The organism is Burkholderia sp. JPY481 (genome assembly GCF_038900515.1).
In the GTDB taxonomy this organism is placed as follows: Bacteria; Pseudomonadota; Gammaproteobacteria; order Burkholderiales; family Burkholderiaceae; genus Paraburkholderia; species Paraburkholderia youngii.
Genome location: NZ_JAYMRT010000004.1, coordinates 304,502 through 321,353, shown reverse-complemented (window position 1 = coordinate 321,353; position 16,852 = coordinate 304,502). Strand labels below are relative to the sequence as shown.

The window sequence follows — 16,852 nt, the reverse complement described above, 5'->3', positions numbered from 1 at the left end:
TTCTGGCGGGCGACCCTGATTCAAGCTTTTCACCGGACCTGCCGAGGTCCATCCGGAGACATCATGTCCAACGCGCTCGCGAGCGCGCCGCTCGATGCGGCCGACTACCTCAGAAGTCACATTCGCACGGTGCCCGACTGGCCGCAGCCGGGCGTGCAGTTCCGCGACATCACGCCGCTGCTGCGCGAGCCGAAGTCGCTGCGCGTGCTGATCGACCTGTTCGTGCAGCGCTATATCGATGCGAAGCTCGATTACATCGCCGGGCTCGATGCGCGCGGCTTCATCATCGGGCCGATCGTCGCGCACGAACTGAGCCTTGGCTTCATCCCGATTCGCAAGGCGGGCAAGCTGCCGTACAAGCGGATCTCGCAATCGTATGAACTGGAATACGGCACCGCGACCGTGGAGATTCACGAGGATGCGTGCGAGCCGGGCGACCGCGTCGTGATCATCGACGACCTGATCGCGACCGGCGGCACGATGATGGCCGGCAAGCTGCTGCTCGAGCGGCTCGGCGCGGTCGTCGTGGAAGGCGCGGCGATCGTCGACCTGCCGGACCTGGGCGGTTCGAAGCTGCTGTGCGAGGGCGGTCTTGCCCTCTATACAGTGACGAGTTTCGGCGGTCACTGAGCCGGGAGGCCGTTACAGCGCGCGGTCGGGTTTTTCGCCCTACCAGCTGTTAAAGCCGTACGAGCCGCACAAGCTCCGTTGGCCGCACCAGGCCAACCGGGTTCCACGACATGGCTCACCGCCAGGGCTCATCAGCCGCCCAACCAGAAGGCCACCACGATGCCCAATTTCCTGCTGTTTCTCGCCACTTCGATTGCGATCACCGTGGCGCCCGGCCCCGACAATCTGCAGGTGCTCGCGCGCGGCATCTCCCAGGGCCGCGCGGCCGGCCTCGTCGCCGCGCTCGGCTTTGCCGCCGGCATCACCTTTCATACGACGCTCGCGGCGCTCGGCGTTGCCGCGCTGCTGCGTTCGTCGCCGCTCGCGTTCGAAGCGATCAAGCTCGCCGGCGCCGCGTATCTGGTGTGGATCGGCATCAAGGCGTTGCGCAGCCAGGGACTCGCGACCGCCCACGAGCGTGCGCCGCAGCCGCTTTCGGCAGTGTTTCGCCAGAGCGTGCTCGGCAATCTGATGAATCCGAAGGTCACGCTGTTCTTCGTCGTGTTTCTGCCGCAGTTCGTGCAACCCGGCGGGGCGCAGAGCGTGACCGTGCAGATGCTGGAGCTCGGCGCGCTGTTCATGCTGCAGACCGTCGTGGTGTTTTCGCTGTTCGGCGTGTGCGCGGGGATCATCGGCAGCTGGCTCAGACGGCGGCCGCGTGTCGGCCTGTGGCTCGATCGCGTGGCTGGTGCGACGTTCATCGCGATCGGGATTCGCGTCGCGCTGCGCGACTGACGCGCGTCACGCGACCCCCTGTTTCCGCTTTGCCAGGTTCGCCACGACGGCGGACAGTTTGGAGTTTTCGATGACTTTGCCTTGCATCATCGCCGCGCGCCGCTTCGACGCGAACGCGCATCGGCCGTTTCTGATCGGCGCCGAACAGGTCGGCTGGATTCGCGAGCGCGACGTGCCGCTGCTCGCGCGCTGGCCCGACGTGTTCGAGATTACGAACAACGGCGTGACGCTCTGCGCGACCTTCGATACCGTCGATTTGCGCAGCGCGGCGCTCGCTTCCGTGATCGGCGCGCTCGCCGCCGATGGCCGTATCCCCGGCTGGCGCAACGAAACCTACGCGATCCGCAACGCGTTCGACGCGCCGCCGCTCGCGTATATCGAGCGCGCGGCGTCGCGCTTCTTCGGCACGATGACGTACGCGGTGCATCTGAACGGCGTCGTAGAATATGCGGATGGCGGGGCGTCCTTTGGCGGAGCGCCCTTTGGCGGTGCGCCCTCTGGCGGAGCGCCCCGTGGCGCGCCGCAATTGTGGATCGCGCGCCGCAGCGACACGAAGGCCACCGATCCCGGCATGCTCGACAACGTCGTCGCGGGCGGGATCGGCTGGGGCTTCGGCATCGCCGAAACGATCGTCAAGGAGTGCTGGGAAGAAGCGGGCATTCCAGCGGAGATCGCGGCGAGCGCGGTCGCGGGCCGCACCGCGCATGTGCTGCAATCGCTGCCGGAAGGCACGCAGGCCGAGCAGATTTTCATCTACGACCTCGCGCTGCCAGCCGACTTCGCGCCGCGCAACCAGGACGGCGAAGTGGGCGAACACCGGCTCGCGCGCATTGACGAAGTCGCGCGCTGGATCGAGGAAGGCGCGCTGACCGTCGATGCCAGCCTCGCGACGCTCGATTGCCTGCTGCGCCGCCGCTGGATCGACGAGGACGCGTGCGAGGGCATCGACGCGCTGTTCGCGCCGCCGTCGCTGGGCTAACTGACGCTCATCGGTCAGGCCCGCCCGCGCAGCCAGTACCCACTGAAACAAACCACGCATTGAAGAAGGGAGTCACCGAGGTCATGTCGACCGATCACAGCTTTATCCTCAAACTGTCGTGCGCCGACCGGCCCGGCATCGTTCACGCCGTGTCGGGCTTTCTGTTCGAGCGGGGCAGCAATATTCTCGACTCCGCGCAGTTCGGCGACAGCCGCACCGGCGAGTTCTTCATGCGCGTGCATTTTCAGCAGGTGGGCGGCGATCCGGGACTGGACGCGCTGCGCGCGTCGTTCGTGGCCCTCGCCGAGCAGTTCGGCATGAGCTGGGAGTTGCACGACGCGAACGTGAAGCCGCGCGTCGTGATCATGGTGTCGAAGATCGGCCACTGCCTGAACGATCTGCTGTTCCGCTACCGCACCGGTCAACTCAACATCGAGATCCCGGCGATCATCTCGAACCACAAGGAGTTCTACCAGCTCGCCGCGAGCTACGACATCCCGTTCCATCACTTCCCACTGCTCGGCGGCACGCCCGAAGCGAAAACCGCGCAGGAAGCGCGCGTGCTCGAAGTGATCAACGAGCATCAGGCCGACCTCGTGGTGCTCGCGCGCTACATGCAGATCCTGTCGCCGAACCTGTGCGAGGCGCTCGCCGGCCGCGCGATCAACATCCACCACTCGTTCCTGCCAAGCTTCAAGGGTGCGAAGCCGTACTACCAGGCGTTCGACCGCGGCGTGAAGCTGATCGGCGCGACGGCTCACTATGTGACGACCGATCTCGACGAAGGTCCGATCATCGAGCAGGAAGTCGAGCGCGTCGACCACAGCATGACGCCGGAGCAACTGACGGCGATCGGCCGCGACGTCGAGTGCGTGACGCTCGCGCGCGCGGTGAAGTGGCACGTCGAGCACCGTGTCGTGCTGAACGGCAGCAAGACGGTGGTGTTCCGCTAAAAATTGCGCCGGTAACACCGCGCCGGCCGAGGCCGGCGTGGCGCTTTCCCCGCTTGTATTACGAACGCGCTGCCGCGCTGCCCGTGCTTTTCCCGGGATTCGCGTTTTGCGCGGAACGGCGGCGCGCGCTCAGTTTCTTCAGCCAGATCAGAAGGCCCGTGACGCTCAGCACGGCCACCGCTAACCCCACCGCGCTGATCAGAATCCGCCCGCCGAGTCCGAGAATGCGCCCCGAGTGCAGCGGATACTGCATCTGCAGGAAGATGTCGCCGGCCGTGCCGTGGCCGGGAATCCGCGTGGCGAGCCGCTTGCCGGTGGCGGCGTCCCAATACATCCATGGGTTGCCGAGGCCGGTGTCGCCGTGGTCGTTGCCGGCCGTGTAGAAGCCGACGCCGTACGTATGCATGAATTCGGCGTAGTAGAGCCCGCCCGGTGGCGCGGCGACATGCATCTCCTTGCCGGCTTGCTCGGCGAGCTCGACGATGCGCTCGCGGCTCAGCACCTGATCGCCCGGTTGCGGCGTGCGCAGGATTTCGGGGTCGCTGAACGGATCGGGCGTCACTGTCGACAGTCGTGACACGATCGGCCGCACCACCTGCGACGACAGATTCATCGAAATCGACGTCAGCGCGACGATCGCCAGCAGGCCCCAGATCCATACGCCGCCGGAGCGGTGCAGATCGAACGTCAACGCATAGCCGCCGCGTTTCAGGCGGAACGCGAACGACTTGCGCCAGGCCTTCAGGCTCGGAAACGACAGGCACAGCGCAATCACGCTATCGAACAGCCACACGATGCCGACGATCCCCATCAGCCACGTGCCGATGTCAATGCCGCCGATGAACGGCAACTGCAGCGTGTAGTGCAGCTTGTAGATGAACGGAATCAGGTTGAGCCGCGCGAGCGACATGGCGCCCCATTCACGGCGTCCCTGGATCTCGCCGGTGACGGGATCGACGGCGATCTGGTTGAAGTCGAGCGGGTAGGGCTGCTTCGTCGCCGGGTCGGTGCGCGGCAGCACCATCATTTGCAGCGCGTGACCCGGTTCGACCTCGAGCGGCAGATAGGTCACCCGAAGACGCGGATCGGCGGCTTCGACGCGATTCGCCAGTTCGAGCCCGGACAGCGTCGGCCCGGCCGTGCGAGCCAGGTAGAACGACGGGTTCAGCGCGGCATCGAGCTCGTGGTCCCACGCGATGATCGCGCCCGTAAGTCCCGCGACAAACAGAAACAGTGCGGTCGCGACGCCGAACCAGCGGTGCAGGCGGACGAGCTGGCGTCTCATGCGAGAGCCAGGGGGAATCGCGGGCGGGAAACCAGGTGAAACGTCACGATGCGGACTGATTGTAAATAGGAATTGTTCGCATCTTAGGGGGTAGTGCCGTCGGCTGCAAGTTTTCTGTCAGCAGCAGGCGACGATGCCGCTTCGCTTTCGTCGCCTGACTGGACTGCTGGGCGGTGCGTGCTGAGGAGCGTTAGTGAGTGCTGACTTTGAAGCTCACCCTAGTCCCGCTCACACCAACCGCAAATAAATCAGCTCCCGCTTGATGTACGCATAAAAAATCGGCGCGGCGATGACCCCGGCGATACCGAACGCTGCTTCCATCACCAGCATCGCGATCAGCAGTTCCCACGCGCGCGCCTCGATTTGACCGCCGACGATCCGCGCGTTCAGAAAGTACTCGAGCTTGTGAATCAGGATCAGGAACACGAGCGACATGATCGCCGCCGGAAAACTCACCGACAGCGCGACCGCGACGATGATGGTGTTCGAGATCAGATTGCCGATCACCGGCAGCAGACCCACGATGAACGTGACGAGCACCAGCGTTTTCGACAGCGGCAGCCGGTCGTGGAAGGTCGGCAGGATCACGAGCAGGAAGATCGCCGTGAATACCGCGTTGAGTGCGGAAATCTTCACCTGCGCGAACACGATGCGGCGAAACGCGTCGGCAAAACGCGTGACGCGCGTGACGAACGCGGTGGACAGCGGCAGCCGCTGCATATGCTTCTGGGCGCCGACTGCGATGATCGCGCCGATGATCATGCCGATCAGCACGTGCGTGAACGCGCGCGCCGCGGTCGTGCCGCTTTGCTGCAGCATGTTCGCGTGCGTGTGCATCAGTTCCGCGGCCTTCGTCTTCATCTGCTCGGTGTCGACCGGCAGATAGTTCGCGACGAACTGCGGAATCCTGCCGCGCGCCTGGTCGATCAGTTGCATGGCCTGATCGAGCAGCGCCTGCACGCTGGGCACGTCGTTCTCGAAATGCGAGATGATGCCGAGCGTGAGCCCCGTCAGCGCGCCGACGATCACCGTCGACAGGAGCACCACCGCGAGCCAGCGCGCCCGCCTGCTCGACATGTGACGTTCGATGCGCGGCGCGATCATTTGCACGAGCTGAAACACCAGCAGCCCGGCGAGCAGCGCGCCGAGCAGCTTCAGTTCGATGACCGCCCACATGCCGAACAGCATCACGACGTAGCTGCCGATCTCGACCGCCGACAGCTTCGGCAAACTCATGTCGCTGGTCAGCCTGACCGGGCGCGGGCGCAGGTCCTGCACCCGATCTTCTTCGCGCGCCTGATTACGCTTGGTCATGGCTTATCCCGTCTCCAACCTCGATAGTGCAGCGTTATTTTGTACTGGCGGCGCGCTTGAGCAGCGGCGCCAGATATTTTCCGGTAAAACTGGCCTTCGACTTCGCAACTTGCTCGGGCGTGCCTTGGGCGATGATCTGCCCGCCGCCGGCGCCGCCTTCGGGGCCAAGATCGATGACCCAGTCCGCGGTTTTGATTACATCGAGATTATGTTCGATGATCACGACGGTATTACCCTGGTCACGTAACCGGTGTATGACTTCCAGCAACAGCGCGATATCGTGAAAGTGCAGGCCGGTGGTCGGTTCGTCAAGGATGTATAGCGTGCGACCGGTATCGCGTTTGCTCAGTTCCAGCGACAGTTTCACCCGCTGTGCCTCGCCGCCCGACAGTGTGGTGGCCGACTGCCCAAGGCGAATATAGCCGAGACCGACGTCCAGCAGGGTTTTCAGCTTGCGCGCGACGACCGGCACGGCCTTGAAGAACTCGTACGCGTGTTCGACCGTCATGTCGAGCACTTCGCTGATGTTGCTGCCTTTGTACTGGATGTCGAGCGTTTCGCGGTTGTAACGCTTGCCGTGGCAGACGTCGCACGGCACGTACACGTCGGGCAGGAAGTGCATTTCGACCTTCAGCACGCCGTCGCCCTGGCACGATTCGCAGCGCCCGCCCTTGACGTTGAACGAGAAGCGGCCCGGGTCGTAGCCGCGCTCCTTGGCGGCCGGCACGCCCGCGAACAGCTCGCGGATCGGCGTGAACAGGCCGGTGTAGGTTGCCGGATTCGAGCGCGGCGTGCGGCCGATCGGCGACTGGTCGACGTTGATCACCTTGTCGAAGTGCTCGAGGCCCTCGATCGACTCGTACGGCGCCGGCTCCGTGGCCGAGCCGTACAGATGATGCGCGACCGCCTGATACAGCGTGTCGTTGATCAGCGTCGACTTGCCCGAGCCGGACACGCCGGTCACGCAGGTCAGCAAACCGACCGGCAGATCGAGCGTCACGTTGTGCAGATTGTTGCCGTACGCCTCGACGATGCGCAGGTGCCGCTCGTCCGGTTCCTTGCGCTCGTCCGGGTATTCGATCGTGCGCGCGCCCGACATGTACTGGCCCGTCAGCGACGCCGCGTTCTTCTGTATCTCTTTGGGCGTGCCCTCTGCGATCACCATGCCGCCATGTTCGCCGGCGCCCGGGCCCATGTCGACCACGTAGTCGGCCATGCGGATCATGTCCTCGTCGTGCTCGACGACGATCACCGAGTTGCCGAGGTCGCGCAGATGCTTGAGCGTCGAGATCAGCCGGTCGTTGTCGCGCTGATGCAGGCCGATCGACGGTTCATCGAGCACGTACATCACGCCGGTCAGCCCCGAGCCGATCTGCGAGGCGAGGCGAATGCGCTGCGCTTCACCGCCCGACAGCGTTTCCGCGCTGCGCTCGAGCGACAGGTAATCGAGCCCGACGTTGTTCAGGAACATCAGTCGCGCGACGATTTCCTTCACGACCTTGTCGGCAATCTCGCGCTTCGAGCCTTCGAGGCGCAGCGTCTGGAAGTAGCCGAGCGCATCGCGCAACGGCCAGCCGCTGATCTCGAAGATGCCGCGCGCGTCGCTGTCGGCGCCGATGCGCACGAACCGCGCCTCGCGACGCAGCCGGGTGCCCGCGCACGCCGGGCACGGCTGGTTGTTCTGATACTTGGCGAGTTCTTCGCGTACCGCGGACGAATCGGTTTCGCGGTAGCGCCGCTCCAGATTTGGGATGATCCCTTCGAACACGTGCTCGCGCACCGACGTGCGGCCGCGCTCGTTGATGTACGAGAACGGAATCTCCTGCTTGCCCGAACCGTACAACAAGATCTTTCGGACTTTTTCCGGCAGGTCCTCGAATGCGGTGTCGATGTCGAAGTCGTAGAACGCCGCGAGGCTCTGCAGCATCTGGAAGTAGAACTGGTTGCGCCGGTCCCAACCTTTGACGGCCCCCGCCGCGAGCGACAGCGACGGATGCGCGACCACCCGCTTCGGATCGAAGAACGTGATCTGGCCGAGGCCGTCGCACTCGGGGCACGCACCCATCGGGTTGTTGAACGAGAACAGCCGCGGCTCGAGTTCCTGCAGCGAATACGAGCAGATCGGGCAGGCGAACTTCGAGCTGAACAGGTGCTCCTTGTCGCTATCCATTTCGAGCGCGATCGCGCGGCCATCGGCGAGACGCAGCGCCGTTTCGAACGATTCGGCGAGACGCTGCTTCATGTCGGGACGCACGCGCAAACGGTCGATCACGACGTCGATCGTGTGCTTGTCGTTTTTCTTCAGCTTCGGCAGCGAGTCGACTTCGTAGATTTTCGCGCTGCCTTCGTTGGCGGTGCCGCCGCCCGAGCGCACGCGAAAGCGCACGAAGCCTTGCGCCTGCATGTCCTCGAACAGATCGGTGTGCTCGCCCTTGCGATCGCTGACGACGGGCGCGAGGATCATCACGCGCGTTTCTTCAGGCAGTGCGAGCGCCGCGTCGACCATCTGGGACACGCTTTGCGCTTCGAGCGGAATTTCGTGATCGGGGCAGTAGGGCGTGCCGACGCGCGCGAACAGCAGACGCAGATAATCGTGGATTTCGGTGACGGTGCCGACCGTCGAACGCGGATTGTGTGAGGTCGCCTTCTGCTCGATCGAGATAGCCGGCGACAACCCTTCGATCAGGTCGACGTCGGGCTTTTCCATCAGTTGCAGGAACTGCCGTGCATAGGCGGACAGACTTTCGACGTAGCGCCGCTGCCCTTCCGCGTACAGCGTATCGAACGCCAGCGACGATTTGCCGGAGCCCGAAAGCCCCGTGATAACGACGAGCTTGTGACGCGGTAGGTCGAGATTGACGTTCTTCAGGTTGTGGGTGCGAGCCCCACGAATACGGATTTGTTCCACGGATTTATTCCATGAACTGCGGAAAGGGAAAGAGGCCAAACCTGCTACTATAACGACTTTTGTGCGACACGCGTCGCATCGACTGGACGGCGCAAGCCGTCCCATTGGTGGCACCTTGGGCCACCCCTTGTGTAGCAAACGAAACCGGGTGCTGTATGGCCTGGACTCGTAGCCTTAGACGCTCTGGAGTCCTCGGACTCTTGTGAGTAATTGCATTGGCCTGATTACCGTCAGGCTCCGCCAGTTAGCGGCTTCAATTCCGCTAACAAAGCGGATTGGAGTATGTAATTTTCAGGGTATGTCGAGCGCAAGCCCGGTGTGTCATTGTTCGCCCCGCGGGATGTATCTGCGAGGGAGAGAACCTGCTGTACGACCAGCAGTAGCCTAGGAGGACATGCGTCACTGGCTAACGGTGGGGTGTGAAGCTTCTCTGACAATGTAGCCCCCGGATGTTTCGGGCGGGTGACTACCGCGAGGAAGTCACTCGGAGACTCCTAGCAGCAAGGGGGTCAAGGAGCTAGGCTGGCTGATACGGTTAATGTAAGTGAACTGCTGATAAACCTCGTGATTATAGAGGTGCCAAAGCTGCTGATAGGCATCAACCAAACGGTGTGCGGTCGGTTGAACCGTTGGAAGTTCGGTTCACGTCGTCGTTAGACCGCCGGGGAAGAGGCAGAACCTAAGTCAGTCGTGTGACATGCCGGGAACGTGGTAAGCCCGTATGGTTGCCTGCGGAGCACTGCAGGCAGGCGGACCGCAAGGAACGCTGTTGACTGTGCGGGTATGGGAGGACGGAAAAAGCGAACGCCGGGCTGTAATGGTCCGGATAGGGATTGAGACATCATCCCACGCGAAAGCGGGCAGACTTCCGTCTGGTCTACCGTCGCAAGATGGCTGACAGACCTTAGGACTTTGGTAGACACGGGCGTTCGCGCCCGTGTGTAGTCGATGGATGAGATGTGGGCGCATGCGCCCACATTTGTTCAACTGTTGTTCCCCAGCGGGGTGTATCTGCCCCGCTGGGGAAGATGCGCCTTCTGCTATGGGAATGATCAACCCAAGGTAGGAGAGCAGCATGAGAGTATCCGTCCGAAAGGATGGATCTGCGCTTTCCCACGCGCCGGACAACTGGTACGCCGTAGATTGGCGTCGGGTCGAACGGACCGTGAGAGGGATGCAGATTCGAATTGCGAAGGCGACGCGGGAAGGTGACTGGCGCAGGGTGAGAGCCCTGCAACGGATGCTGACCCGCACGTTGTCCGCAAAGCTGTACGCGGTACGACGTGTTACGCAGAACCAGGGTGCGCGAACGGCTGGAGTCGATCGCGAGCTATGGGATTCGCCTGAGAGCCGATGGGAAGCCATCGGCCGGTTGAAGCGGCGCGGATACAAGCCTCTGCCATTACGGAGGGTCTTTATCCCCAAGGCCAATGGGAAGGAGCGCCCTCTGGGCATTCCGACCATGCGGGACAGGGCGATGCAGGCCCTGTATCTGCTGGCGCTGGAGCCGGTATCGGAATCGACGAGCGATCCGAACTCTTACGGGTTCAGACTTAATCGTTCGACGGCCGACGCCATGTCGCAGATCTTCGTCGCCATGTCCCAGAAGGGCTCTGCCCGGTGGGTGCTGGAAGCGGACATCAAAGGCTGCTTTGACTGGATCAATCACGACTGGCTGGCTGCCAATGTCCCAATGGACAGAGGCATTCTGCTTAAGTGGTTGAAGGCTGGCCTGATTTATAAAGGTCAGTTGCAGGCGACGGAGGCCGGTACGCCGCAGGGGGGCATCATTTCCCCGACGCTGGCCAATGTAACGCTGAATGGGTTGGAACGTGAACTAGCTGCGCACCTCGGTGCGAAGTTCGGGATCGCGAAAGCCAAGAAGCTGAAAGTGAATGTGGTGCGATACGCGGATGATTTTGTTATCACCGGCGACTCGAAAGAGATGCTGGAGAGCGAGGTCAAGCCTTGGGTGGAAGCATTCCTTGCTGTCCGGGGACTGCGACTGTCGGAGGAGAAAACGCGGATCACCCACATTGATGACGGCTTCGATTTCCTTGGGTGGAATTTCCGGAAGTACTCGGGAAAACTGCTCATCAAGCCGAGCAAGAAAAACGCGCAAGCGTTCTATCGCAAGGTGTCGGAAACGATCAGCGGCAACAAGACGGTGAGGCAGGAGGATCTGATCCGGCTGCTGAACCCGATGCTACGGGGCTGGGCGCAGTATCACAGTCCCGTCGTGGCCAAGGAGGCGTACAACCGCATGGAGTATCTGGTTTTCCGGAGACTCTGGTGGTGGTCGAGGAGGCGACACCCGCAGAAGAACGCCAGATGGGTGGGACAGAAGTACTTCCACTCCGTTGGTGAACGACAGTGGGTCTTTGCCGCTCCCGTGGTTTGGAAAGACGGTAGCAAGGGACTGTTTGAGTTGTACCAGATCAACGGTACGGCCATCAAACGGCACAAGAAGGTGAAAGGGGACTACCATCCCTTTGATCCGACGTGGGAGCAGTATGGCGAGCAGTTGCGTCAGGAACGCATGTGGGAATCGGTGCGTTACCGGAAGCAATGGGCGACGCTATATATGTCGCAGAGCGGGCTGTGTGCGCACTGTGGCTGTGCCCTGACGGAGGACACCGGCTGGCATGACCATCATCTGGAGTATCGGATGCATGGCGGGTCGGACGCGTTGTCCAACCGGGTACTGCTTCACCCGCACTGCCACCAGCAGGTGCACGCTGGTAAAATCGTAGTAGCTAAGCCGGTTCTGTCGTAGACAGAACTTAGTTTGTAGATTTGAGCCGTATGCGTGGAAACTCGCACGTACGGTTCTCGGGGGGCCCGATCTTCGCAAGAAGGTCGGGCTACCCGACCCAGACCGCCGTTACGGCGTGCTGACAGCGGGAAAGAGGCGTAGCTGGGGCCGTTTTCCGCGAGTACAAGATGCCGCGAGCATCGGCGGGGACGGTAGGGCACGGGCTTTGCGCGTCGCTTTGCGACGTCTCCTCGGCGCGGACCTGCCGATATGCCGGAGCTAGCCGCCCGCCTGTTCGTCCTGCTCCACTGTGCTGGCGCTCAAGGCTGTCGCCACGGGCTCGCCCGCCCGGTTCATTCAAACAACGCTTCGATGTCCAATCCGTCCGCCATCTCCACACGCATGAGCGCGCCCGAATTGCGCGCGACCGTGTCGCTTGCCGCCATCTTCGCGCTGCGCATGCTGGGTCTCTTCATGATCATGCCGGTGTTCTCGATCTACGCGAAGACCATCCCGGGTGGCGAGAACGTGCTGCTCGTCGGCATCGCGCTCGGCGCGTACGGCGTCACGCAGTCGATGCTCTACATCTTCTACGGCTGGATCTCCGACAAGATCGGCCGCAAGCCGGTGATCGCGACGGGCCTGCTGATCTTCGCGATCGGCAGCTTCGTCGCGGCGGCCGCGCACGACATGACGTGGATCATCGTCGGCCGGGTGATTCAGGGGATGGGCGCGGTGTCGTCGGCGGTGATCGCTTTCATCGCCGATCTGACCGCGGAGGAACATCGCACGAAGGCGATGGCGATGGTCGGCGGCAGCATCGGTGTGTCGTTCGCGGTCGCGATCGTCGGCGCGCCGATCGTGTTCCATTGGCTCGGCATGAGCGGACTCTTCACGCTGGTCGGCGTGTTCGCGATCCTCGCGATTGGGGTGGTGCTGTGGGTCGTGCCCGATGCGCCGAAGCCGGTGCACGTGCGCGCGCCGTTCGCCGAAGTGCTCCACAACGTCGAGCTGCTGCGCTTGAATTTCGGCGTGCTCGTGCTGCACGCGACGCAAACCGCGCTGTTCCTCGTCGTCCCGCGCATTCTCGAAGCAGGCGGGCTGCCGGTCGCGTCGCACTGGAAGGTGTATCTGCCGGTGATGGGGCTGTCGTTCGTGATGATGGTGCCGGCGATCATCGCCGCCGAGAAGCGCGGCAAGATGAAGATCGTGCTGTTGTCGGCGATCGCCCTTATCCTGATCGGCCAGTTGTTATTGGGCGTTGCTCCGCATACGATTCTAAGTGTGGCGGCGATCCTGTTCGTGTACTTCCTCGGCTTCAATATTCTCGAAGCCTCGCAGCCTTCGCTGGTGTCGAAGCTCGCGCCCGGTACCCGCAAGGGAGCCGCGGCCGGCGTGTACAACACCACGCAGTCGATCGGTCTTGCGCTGGGCGGGATGGTCGGCGGCTGGCTGCTGAAGATGAACGGCCAGAGCGCGGTTTTCTTCGCCTGCTCCGGGCTGGTATTTTGCTGGCTTATAATCGCCGCAAAGATGAAACAGCCGCCGCGCAAGGCATAACGCAGCGTACTCGGGGCACTTCCCGAATCATCCAGAACTCACCCGGCGGCGGGCAGAGGCGCTCTTCTGGTCTCGGGCCTGCCGGCCATGAGACGCGAACCGCGTAGTGCCGCGCCGCCTGCAACAGGAATCAACAGGAGAAATTCATGGCATCCGTGAACAAGGTCATTCTGGTCGGCAACCTCGGCGCCGATCCGGAAGTTCGCTATCTTCCGAGCGGCGACGCAGTGGCGAACATCCGCCTTGCGACGACGGACCGCTACAAGGACAAGGCGTCGGGCGAGATGAAGGAAGCCACCGAGTGGCACCGCGTCGCGTTCTTCGGCCGCCTCGCGGAAATCGTGGCGGAATATCTGAAGAAGGGCTCGTCGGTGTACCTCGAAGGGCGCATCCGCACGCGTAAGTGGCAAGCCCAGGACGGTACCGATCGTTACTCGACCGAAATCGTCGCGGAACAAATGCAGATGCTCGGCGGCCGTGGCGGCGCATCGATGGGTGGCGGCGACGAAGGCGGTTATAGCCGTGGCGAGCCGTCGGAGCGTAGCGGCGGCGGTGGTGGCCGCGGCATGTCGTCGGGCGGCGGCTCGCGCGGCGGCAGCGGCGGTGGCGGCGCGAGCCGTCCGAGCGCGCCGGCTGGTGGCGGCTTCGACGAGATGGACGACGATATTCCGTTCTGACCGTTCCGGCTCCATGCCGACCCGACCAGCGTCCCGCTGATCGATACAACGAGAAAGGCCCGCTTTCTGTGAGGAAAGCGGGCCTTTCTGTTTGGCGGCATTTTTTACGTCACACGCGCGCACGGAGCCTTTCCGCCGAAAATCACCGGCTCAAATGCTCCAGTGCATCCCGCAACGGCAGACTCGAAATCACGATCGGCCCGGTGAACGGCGTATCCAGATCGACGATCACATAAACCGCCGAAGCAATCGACACCGCTCCCAGCGTGATCGTCACCAGCGCCAACGCATTGCGCGGCGCGATCAACCCGAAGCTCAGAAAGATCACGCCTAGCCAGAACGTCAGCGTCTTGAAGAACGGCTGCGAAATCGAGCTGTGCGCTTCCTCGATGATCTTCCAGCGCGCGTCGATGACGCGGCGGTACTGAATCAGCGCGTCATCGAGCGCGCGTTGCTGCAACGCATCCTGCGTGCGCAGTTGTCGCAATTGCCGCCCCACCGTGGTCAGCATGTCGCCCAGACGCACGTTTTCGAGTTGCTGCGAACTGTCGGGCGAACCGAGATCGCGCGGGTAGTCGCCGCTCGGCGCGGGCTCGCGCGGCCACGTCGACGCGATCGCCGCCGCTGTGTACTGGCGCAACAGGCGTCGCGACCCGTCGGCCGCGCTGCCGAGCTCGCGCAGCGTCGTGTCGAATTCGATCAGTTCGGCCGCATAGGTGCGCAGATCGTTCGACGCGGTGTCGAAGCTCGATTTCGCCGATGCCGTCATCAAACCCAGCACCAGCGCGGCGAACGTCACCAGCATGCCGATCACGAGCTGCACCAGCTGTACGGTCTCGTGCGCCTTGTGCTCCTCCGGCAGCAGCGGCCGCACCCCGACGCCGAGGCCGGTGGCGATCAGCAGCAGCGCGAACACGAGTACGGCCGAACCGATTTCCGACATGGGCGCGCTCCGGGCAGGAAGGGGCTTCGACAGAAGGGCTGCAGCAAACGGGCTTCGAGACTCCATTGATGTAACGCAAGCGGGGCGAGCGATCAACCATAAAGTTTTCCACCGATGCGCCGTTGTCCTCAATGTGCTGTTTGCTTAATTTTCAGACAAGTTGCGGACCGGGCCGAACGGCGTGGGCGCAGCCTGCGTGGCCATGCAGCTATCGTCAACGATACGGAACCATCGGCCGGGCAGCCCAAGGAGACCAGTCCGATGTTGAAAAAGCTGTCGATTCGCACCAGCCTCACCCTGATGATCGTGTTCTTCGGCATCGTGCTGCTGCTCGGCGCGGCCGCGGGATTGTTGTCGCTGCGCTCGTCGAACGCGTCGCTGCAGCAGATGTACACGGTCGACACGCCCGCCGTCGCCGACCTCGAAGGCAGCTCCGGCCAGTTGCTGCGGCTGCGTCTGGCGCTTGCGACCTACGCGTCGCTCGTCGCGCTGAACGATCAGGACGGCGCGAGCGCGGTGCTCAAGCGCTTCGATCAGTACCGCAAAGCCTCCGACGAGCGGCTTGCCCACTATTTGAGCCATGCGGGCACGGATGCCGATGAGCAGCGTCTGATCGCCGACATGCAGCAAAAACGCGACGCGTTTCTGCGCGATGGCGTCGATCCGACGCTCGCCGCGCTGAGGTCGAGCGACACCAACGCCTTCCAGCAATTGCAGGCGCATAAGCTGCCATCGCTGTACAGCGCGTACGAGAAGGCAATGCTCGCGCTCGAGCAGTTGCAGCTCGATCATGGCGCCCAGCGCTATAAGGATGCTCAGGACCTGTTCTACGCGATCAGCACCGCGGTGGCGATCGGCATTGCGCTGTCGCTGGTCGGCGGCTTGCTCGCCCGCTTCGTGCTCGTGCGCGCGATCGTCACGCCGGTCGATGCGACGATCGCGCAGTTCCAGCGCATCGCCAATGGCGACCTGAGCGGCCGCGTCGAAGTGCTCGGCGACAACGAAATGGGTCGTCTCGCGGCTGCGCTGCGCAAGATGCAGGAGTCGCTGATCGCGACCGTCAACGCGGTTCGTCAAGGCACCGAATCGATCGATACCGGCGTCAGCGAGATCGCAGCGGGCAACGCCGATCTGTCGCAACGTACCGAGGAGCAGGCCGCGGCGCTCGAGGAAACGGCCGCGAGCATCGAAGAGCTGACCTCGACGGTCAAACAGACGGCCGACAACGCGAAGCAGGCGAGCACGCTCGCGCAGGGCGCCTCGACGCTGGCCGCGCAGGGTGGCGAGTTGACCGACAAGGTGGTCGGCACGATGCACGGCATCGTCGACGATTCGCGACAGATTGCCGATATCGTCGGTGTGATCGAGGGGATCGCGTTTCAGACCAACATCCTCGCGCTGAACGCCGCGGTCGAGGCGGCGCGCGCCGGCGAGCAGGGACGCGGCTTCGCGGTCGTCGCGAGCGAAGTGCGCTCGCTCGCCCAGCGCAGCGCGGCGGCGGCCAAGGAGATCAAGGGCTTGATCGATGCGTCTACCGCGCGCGTGGAGCAGGGCTCGCAGCTCGTCGAACGCTCGGGTACGACGATGAACGACATCGTCGGCGCGATCGCGCGCGTCAGTTCGATCATGAACGAGATCGCGGCGGCGGCGCTCGAACAGAGCACCGGCATCGATCAGGTCAATCGCGCGGTCGGTCAGATGGACGAGGTCACGCAGCAGAACGCGGCGCTCGTCGAGCAGGCGGCCGCGGCGGCGAGTTCGCTGGAAGATCAGGCACGGCGCCTGTCGGCGGCGGTGGCGGTGTTCCAGACCGGCAGCGAGTCGCGCGGCGGTGTTGCTGCGCCGGGCGCGAAGCGGGCCGGAGTTGTCCGCGAGCGCAGCCTGGATAGCGAGTTCGTCGCGGCGTGATGCGAACCGTTGCGCGGGATCACCGCGCAACTTATCCAGTCTCTCTCTATTGGATGGCTTCGTAATACCTCACCACGGCGTCGACTTCCTCAAGCGCCATCGGCGGTGCGAGGTTGCACATCTGCTAGTTGATGTTGTTGCGCCGCGCCCGAAGCGAACGCCTGCA

General features: G+C 63.4%; 12 protein-coding genes. 8 read left to right on the top strand and 4 right to left on the bottom strand.

The features are described from left to right. The first annotated feature begins 63 nt into the window (after positions 1 to 63). From VSR82_RS13415 to purU, 4 genes are all read left to right on the top strand, one after another. Positions 64 to 630, top strand: coding sequence for an adenine phosphoribosyltransferase (locus tag VSR82_RS13415; RefSeq protein ID WP_368584432.1), 567 nt, complete (start codon positions 64 to 66; stop codon positions 628 to 630). A 159-nt stretch (positions 631 to 789) separates the two neighbouring features. Further along, on the top strand, positions 790 to 1,404 hold the full coding sequence (locus VSR82_RS13410; RefSeq protein ID WP_176109611.1) for a LysE family translocator: 615 nt from the start codon (positions 790 to 792) through the stop codon (positions 1,402 to 1,404). A 70-nt stretch (positions 1,405 to 1,474) separates the two neighbouring features. Continuing rightward, positions 1,475 to 2,383 (top strand): NUDIX hydrolase, encoded by a 909-nt coding sequence (locus VSR82_RS13405; RefSeq protein ID WP_429460994.1) that lies wholly within the window; start codon positions 1,475 to 1,477, stop codon positions 2,381 to 2,383. Positions 2,384 to 2,466: 83 nt separating this feature from the next. Continuing rightward, on the top strand, positions 2,467 to 3,336 hold the full coding sequence (gene purU, locus VSR82_RS13400; RefSeq protein ID WP_368584436.1) for a formyltetrahydrofolate deformylase: 870 nt from the start codon (positions 2,467 to 2,469) through the stop codon (positions 3,334 to 3,336). A 58-nt stretch (positions 3,337 to 3,394) separates the two neighbouring features. Here purU and VSR82_RS13395 read toward each other — a convergent pair whose 3' ends face one another. The 3 genes from VSR82_RS13395 to uvrA all read right to left on the bottom strand — a co-directional run bounded on the left by VSR82_RS13395 (position 3,395) and on the right by uvrA (position 8,843). Continuing rightward, a complete protein-coding gene (locus VSR82_RS13395; RefSeq protein ID WP_429460992.1) occupies positions 3,395 to 4,621 on the bottom strand; it encodes a PepSY-associated TM helix domain-containing protein in 1,227 nt (408 codons plus the stop codon). A gap of 228 nt (positions 4,622 to 4,849) precedes the next feature. After that, on the bottom strand, positions 4,850 to 5,935 hold the full coding sequence (locus tag VSR82_RS13390; RefSeq protein ID WP_368584438.1) for an AI-2E family transporter: 1,086 nt from the start codon (positions 5,933 to 5,935) through the stop codon (positions 4,850 to 4,852). A gap of 34 nt (positions 5,936 to 5,969) precedes the next feature. Then, positions 5,970 to 8,843 carry an excinuclease ABC subunit UvrA gene (gene uvrA, locus VSR82_RS13385; protein ID WP_429460990.1) on the bottom strand — a complete coding sequence of 958 codons (2,874 nt, stop codon included), beginning with the start codon at positions 8,841 to 8,843 and terminating at the stop codon, positions 5,970 to 5,972. A 1,075-nt stretch (positions 8,844 to 9,918) separates the two neighbouring features. Here uvrA and ltrA point away from each other — a divergent pair. From ltrA to VSR82_RS13370, 3 genes are all read left to right on the top strand, one after another. Next, positions 9,919 to 11,619 carry a group II intron reverse transcriptase/maturase gene (gene ltrA, locus VSR82_RS13380; protein ID WP_498857738.1) on the top strand — a complete coding sequence of 567 codons (1,701 nt, stop codon included), beginning with the start codon at positions 9,919 to 9,921 and terminating at the stop codon, positions 11,617 to 11,619. A gap of 351 nt (positions 11,620 to 11,970) precedes the next feature. Beyond that, positions 11,971 to 13,158 carry an MFS transporter gene (locus tag VSR82_RS13375; RefSeq protein ID WP_368584440.1) on the top strand — a complete coding sequence of 396 codons (1,188 nt, stop codon included), beginning with the start codon at positions 11,971 to 11,973 and terminating at the stop codon, positions 13,156 to 13,158. A gap of 146 nt (positions 13,159 to 13,304) precedes the next feature. Beyond that, positions 13,305 to 13,835 (top strand): single-stranded DNA-binding protein, encoded by a 531-nt coding sequence (locus tag VSR82_RS13370; protein WP_152851823.1) that lies wholly within the window; start codon positions 13,305 to 13,307, stop codon positions 13,833 to 13,835. A 142-nt stretch (positions 13,836 to 13,977) separates the two neighbouring features. Here VSR82_RS13370 and VSR82_RS13365 read toward each other — a convergent pair whose 3' ends face one another. Beyond that, positions 13,978 to 14,778, bottom strand: coding sequence for a bestrophin-like domain (locus tag VSR82_RS13365; protein WP_368584442.1), 801 nt, complete (start codon positions 14,776 to 14,778; stop codon positions 13,978 to 13,980). A 261-nt stretch (positions 14,779 to 15,039) separates the two neighbouring features. Here VSR82_RS13365 and VSR82_RS13360 point away from each other — a divergent pair, with 261 nt between their 5' ends. Further along, positions 15,040 to 16,686: a methyl-accepting chemotaxis protein gene (locus tag VSR82_RS13360; protein ID WP_410848173.1), complete on the top strand. Its 1,647-nt coding sequence runs from the start codon at positions 15,040 to 15,042 to the stop codon at positions 16,684 to 16,686. The last annotated feature ends 166 nt before the right edge of the window (positions 16,687 to 16,852 follow it).

Bases quoted from the DNA above. Each gene is read 5' to 3' on its own strand.
- VSR82_RS13415 (WP_368584432.1), top strand. From the start codon at position 64: ATGTCCAACGCGCTCGCGAGCGCGCCGCTCGATGCGGCCGACTACCTC.
- VSR82_RS13410 (WP_176109611.1), top strand. From the start codon at position 790: ATGCCCAATTTCCTGCTGTTTCTCGCCACTTCGATTGCGATCACCGTG.
- VSR82_RS13405 (WP_429460994.1), top strand. From the start codon at position 1,475: ATGACTTTGCCTTGCATCATCGCCGCGCGCCGCTTCGACGCGAACGCG.
- purU (WP_368584436.1), top strand. From the start codon at position 2,467: ATGTCGACCGATCACAGCTTTATCCTCAAACTGTCGTGCGCCGACCGG.
- VSR82_RS13395 (WP_429460992.1), bottom strand. From the start codon at position 4,621: ATGAGACGCCAGCTCGTCCGCCTGCACCGCTGGTTCGGCGTCGCGACC.
- VSR82_RS13390 (WP_368584438.1), bottom strand. From the start codon at position 5,935: ATGACCAAGCGTAATCAGGCGCGCGAAGAAGATCGGGTGCAGGACCTG.
- ltrA (WP_498857738.1), top strand. From the start codon at position 9,919: ATGAGAGTATCCGTCCGAAAGGATGGATCTGCGCTTTCCCACGCGCCG.
- VSR82_RS13375 (WP_368584440.1), top strand. From the start codon at position 11,971: ATGTCCAATCCGTCCGCCATCTCCACACGCATGAGCGCGCCCGAATTG.
- VSR82_RS13370 (WP_152851823.1), top strand. From the start codon at position 13,305: ATGGCATCCGTGAACAAGGTCATTCTGGTCGGCAACCTCGGCGCCGAT.
- VSR82_RS13365 (WP_368584442.1), bottom strand. From the start codon at position 14,778: ATGTCGGAAATCGGTTCGGCCGTACTCGTGTTCGCGCTGCTGCTGATC.
- VSR82_RS13360 (WP_410848173.1), top strand. From the start codon at position 15,040: ATGTTGAAAAAGCTGTCGATTCGCACCAGCCTCACCCTGATGATCGTG.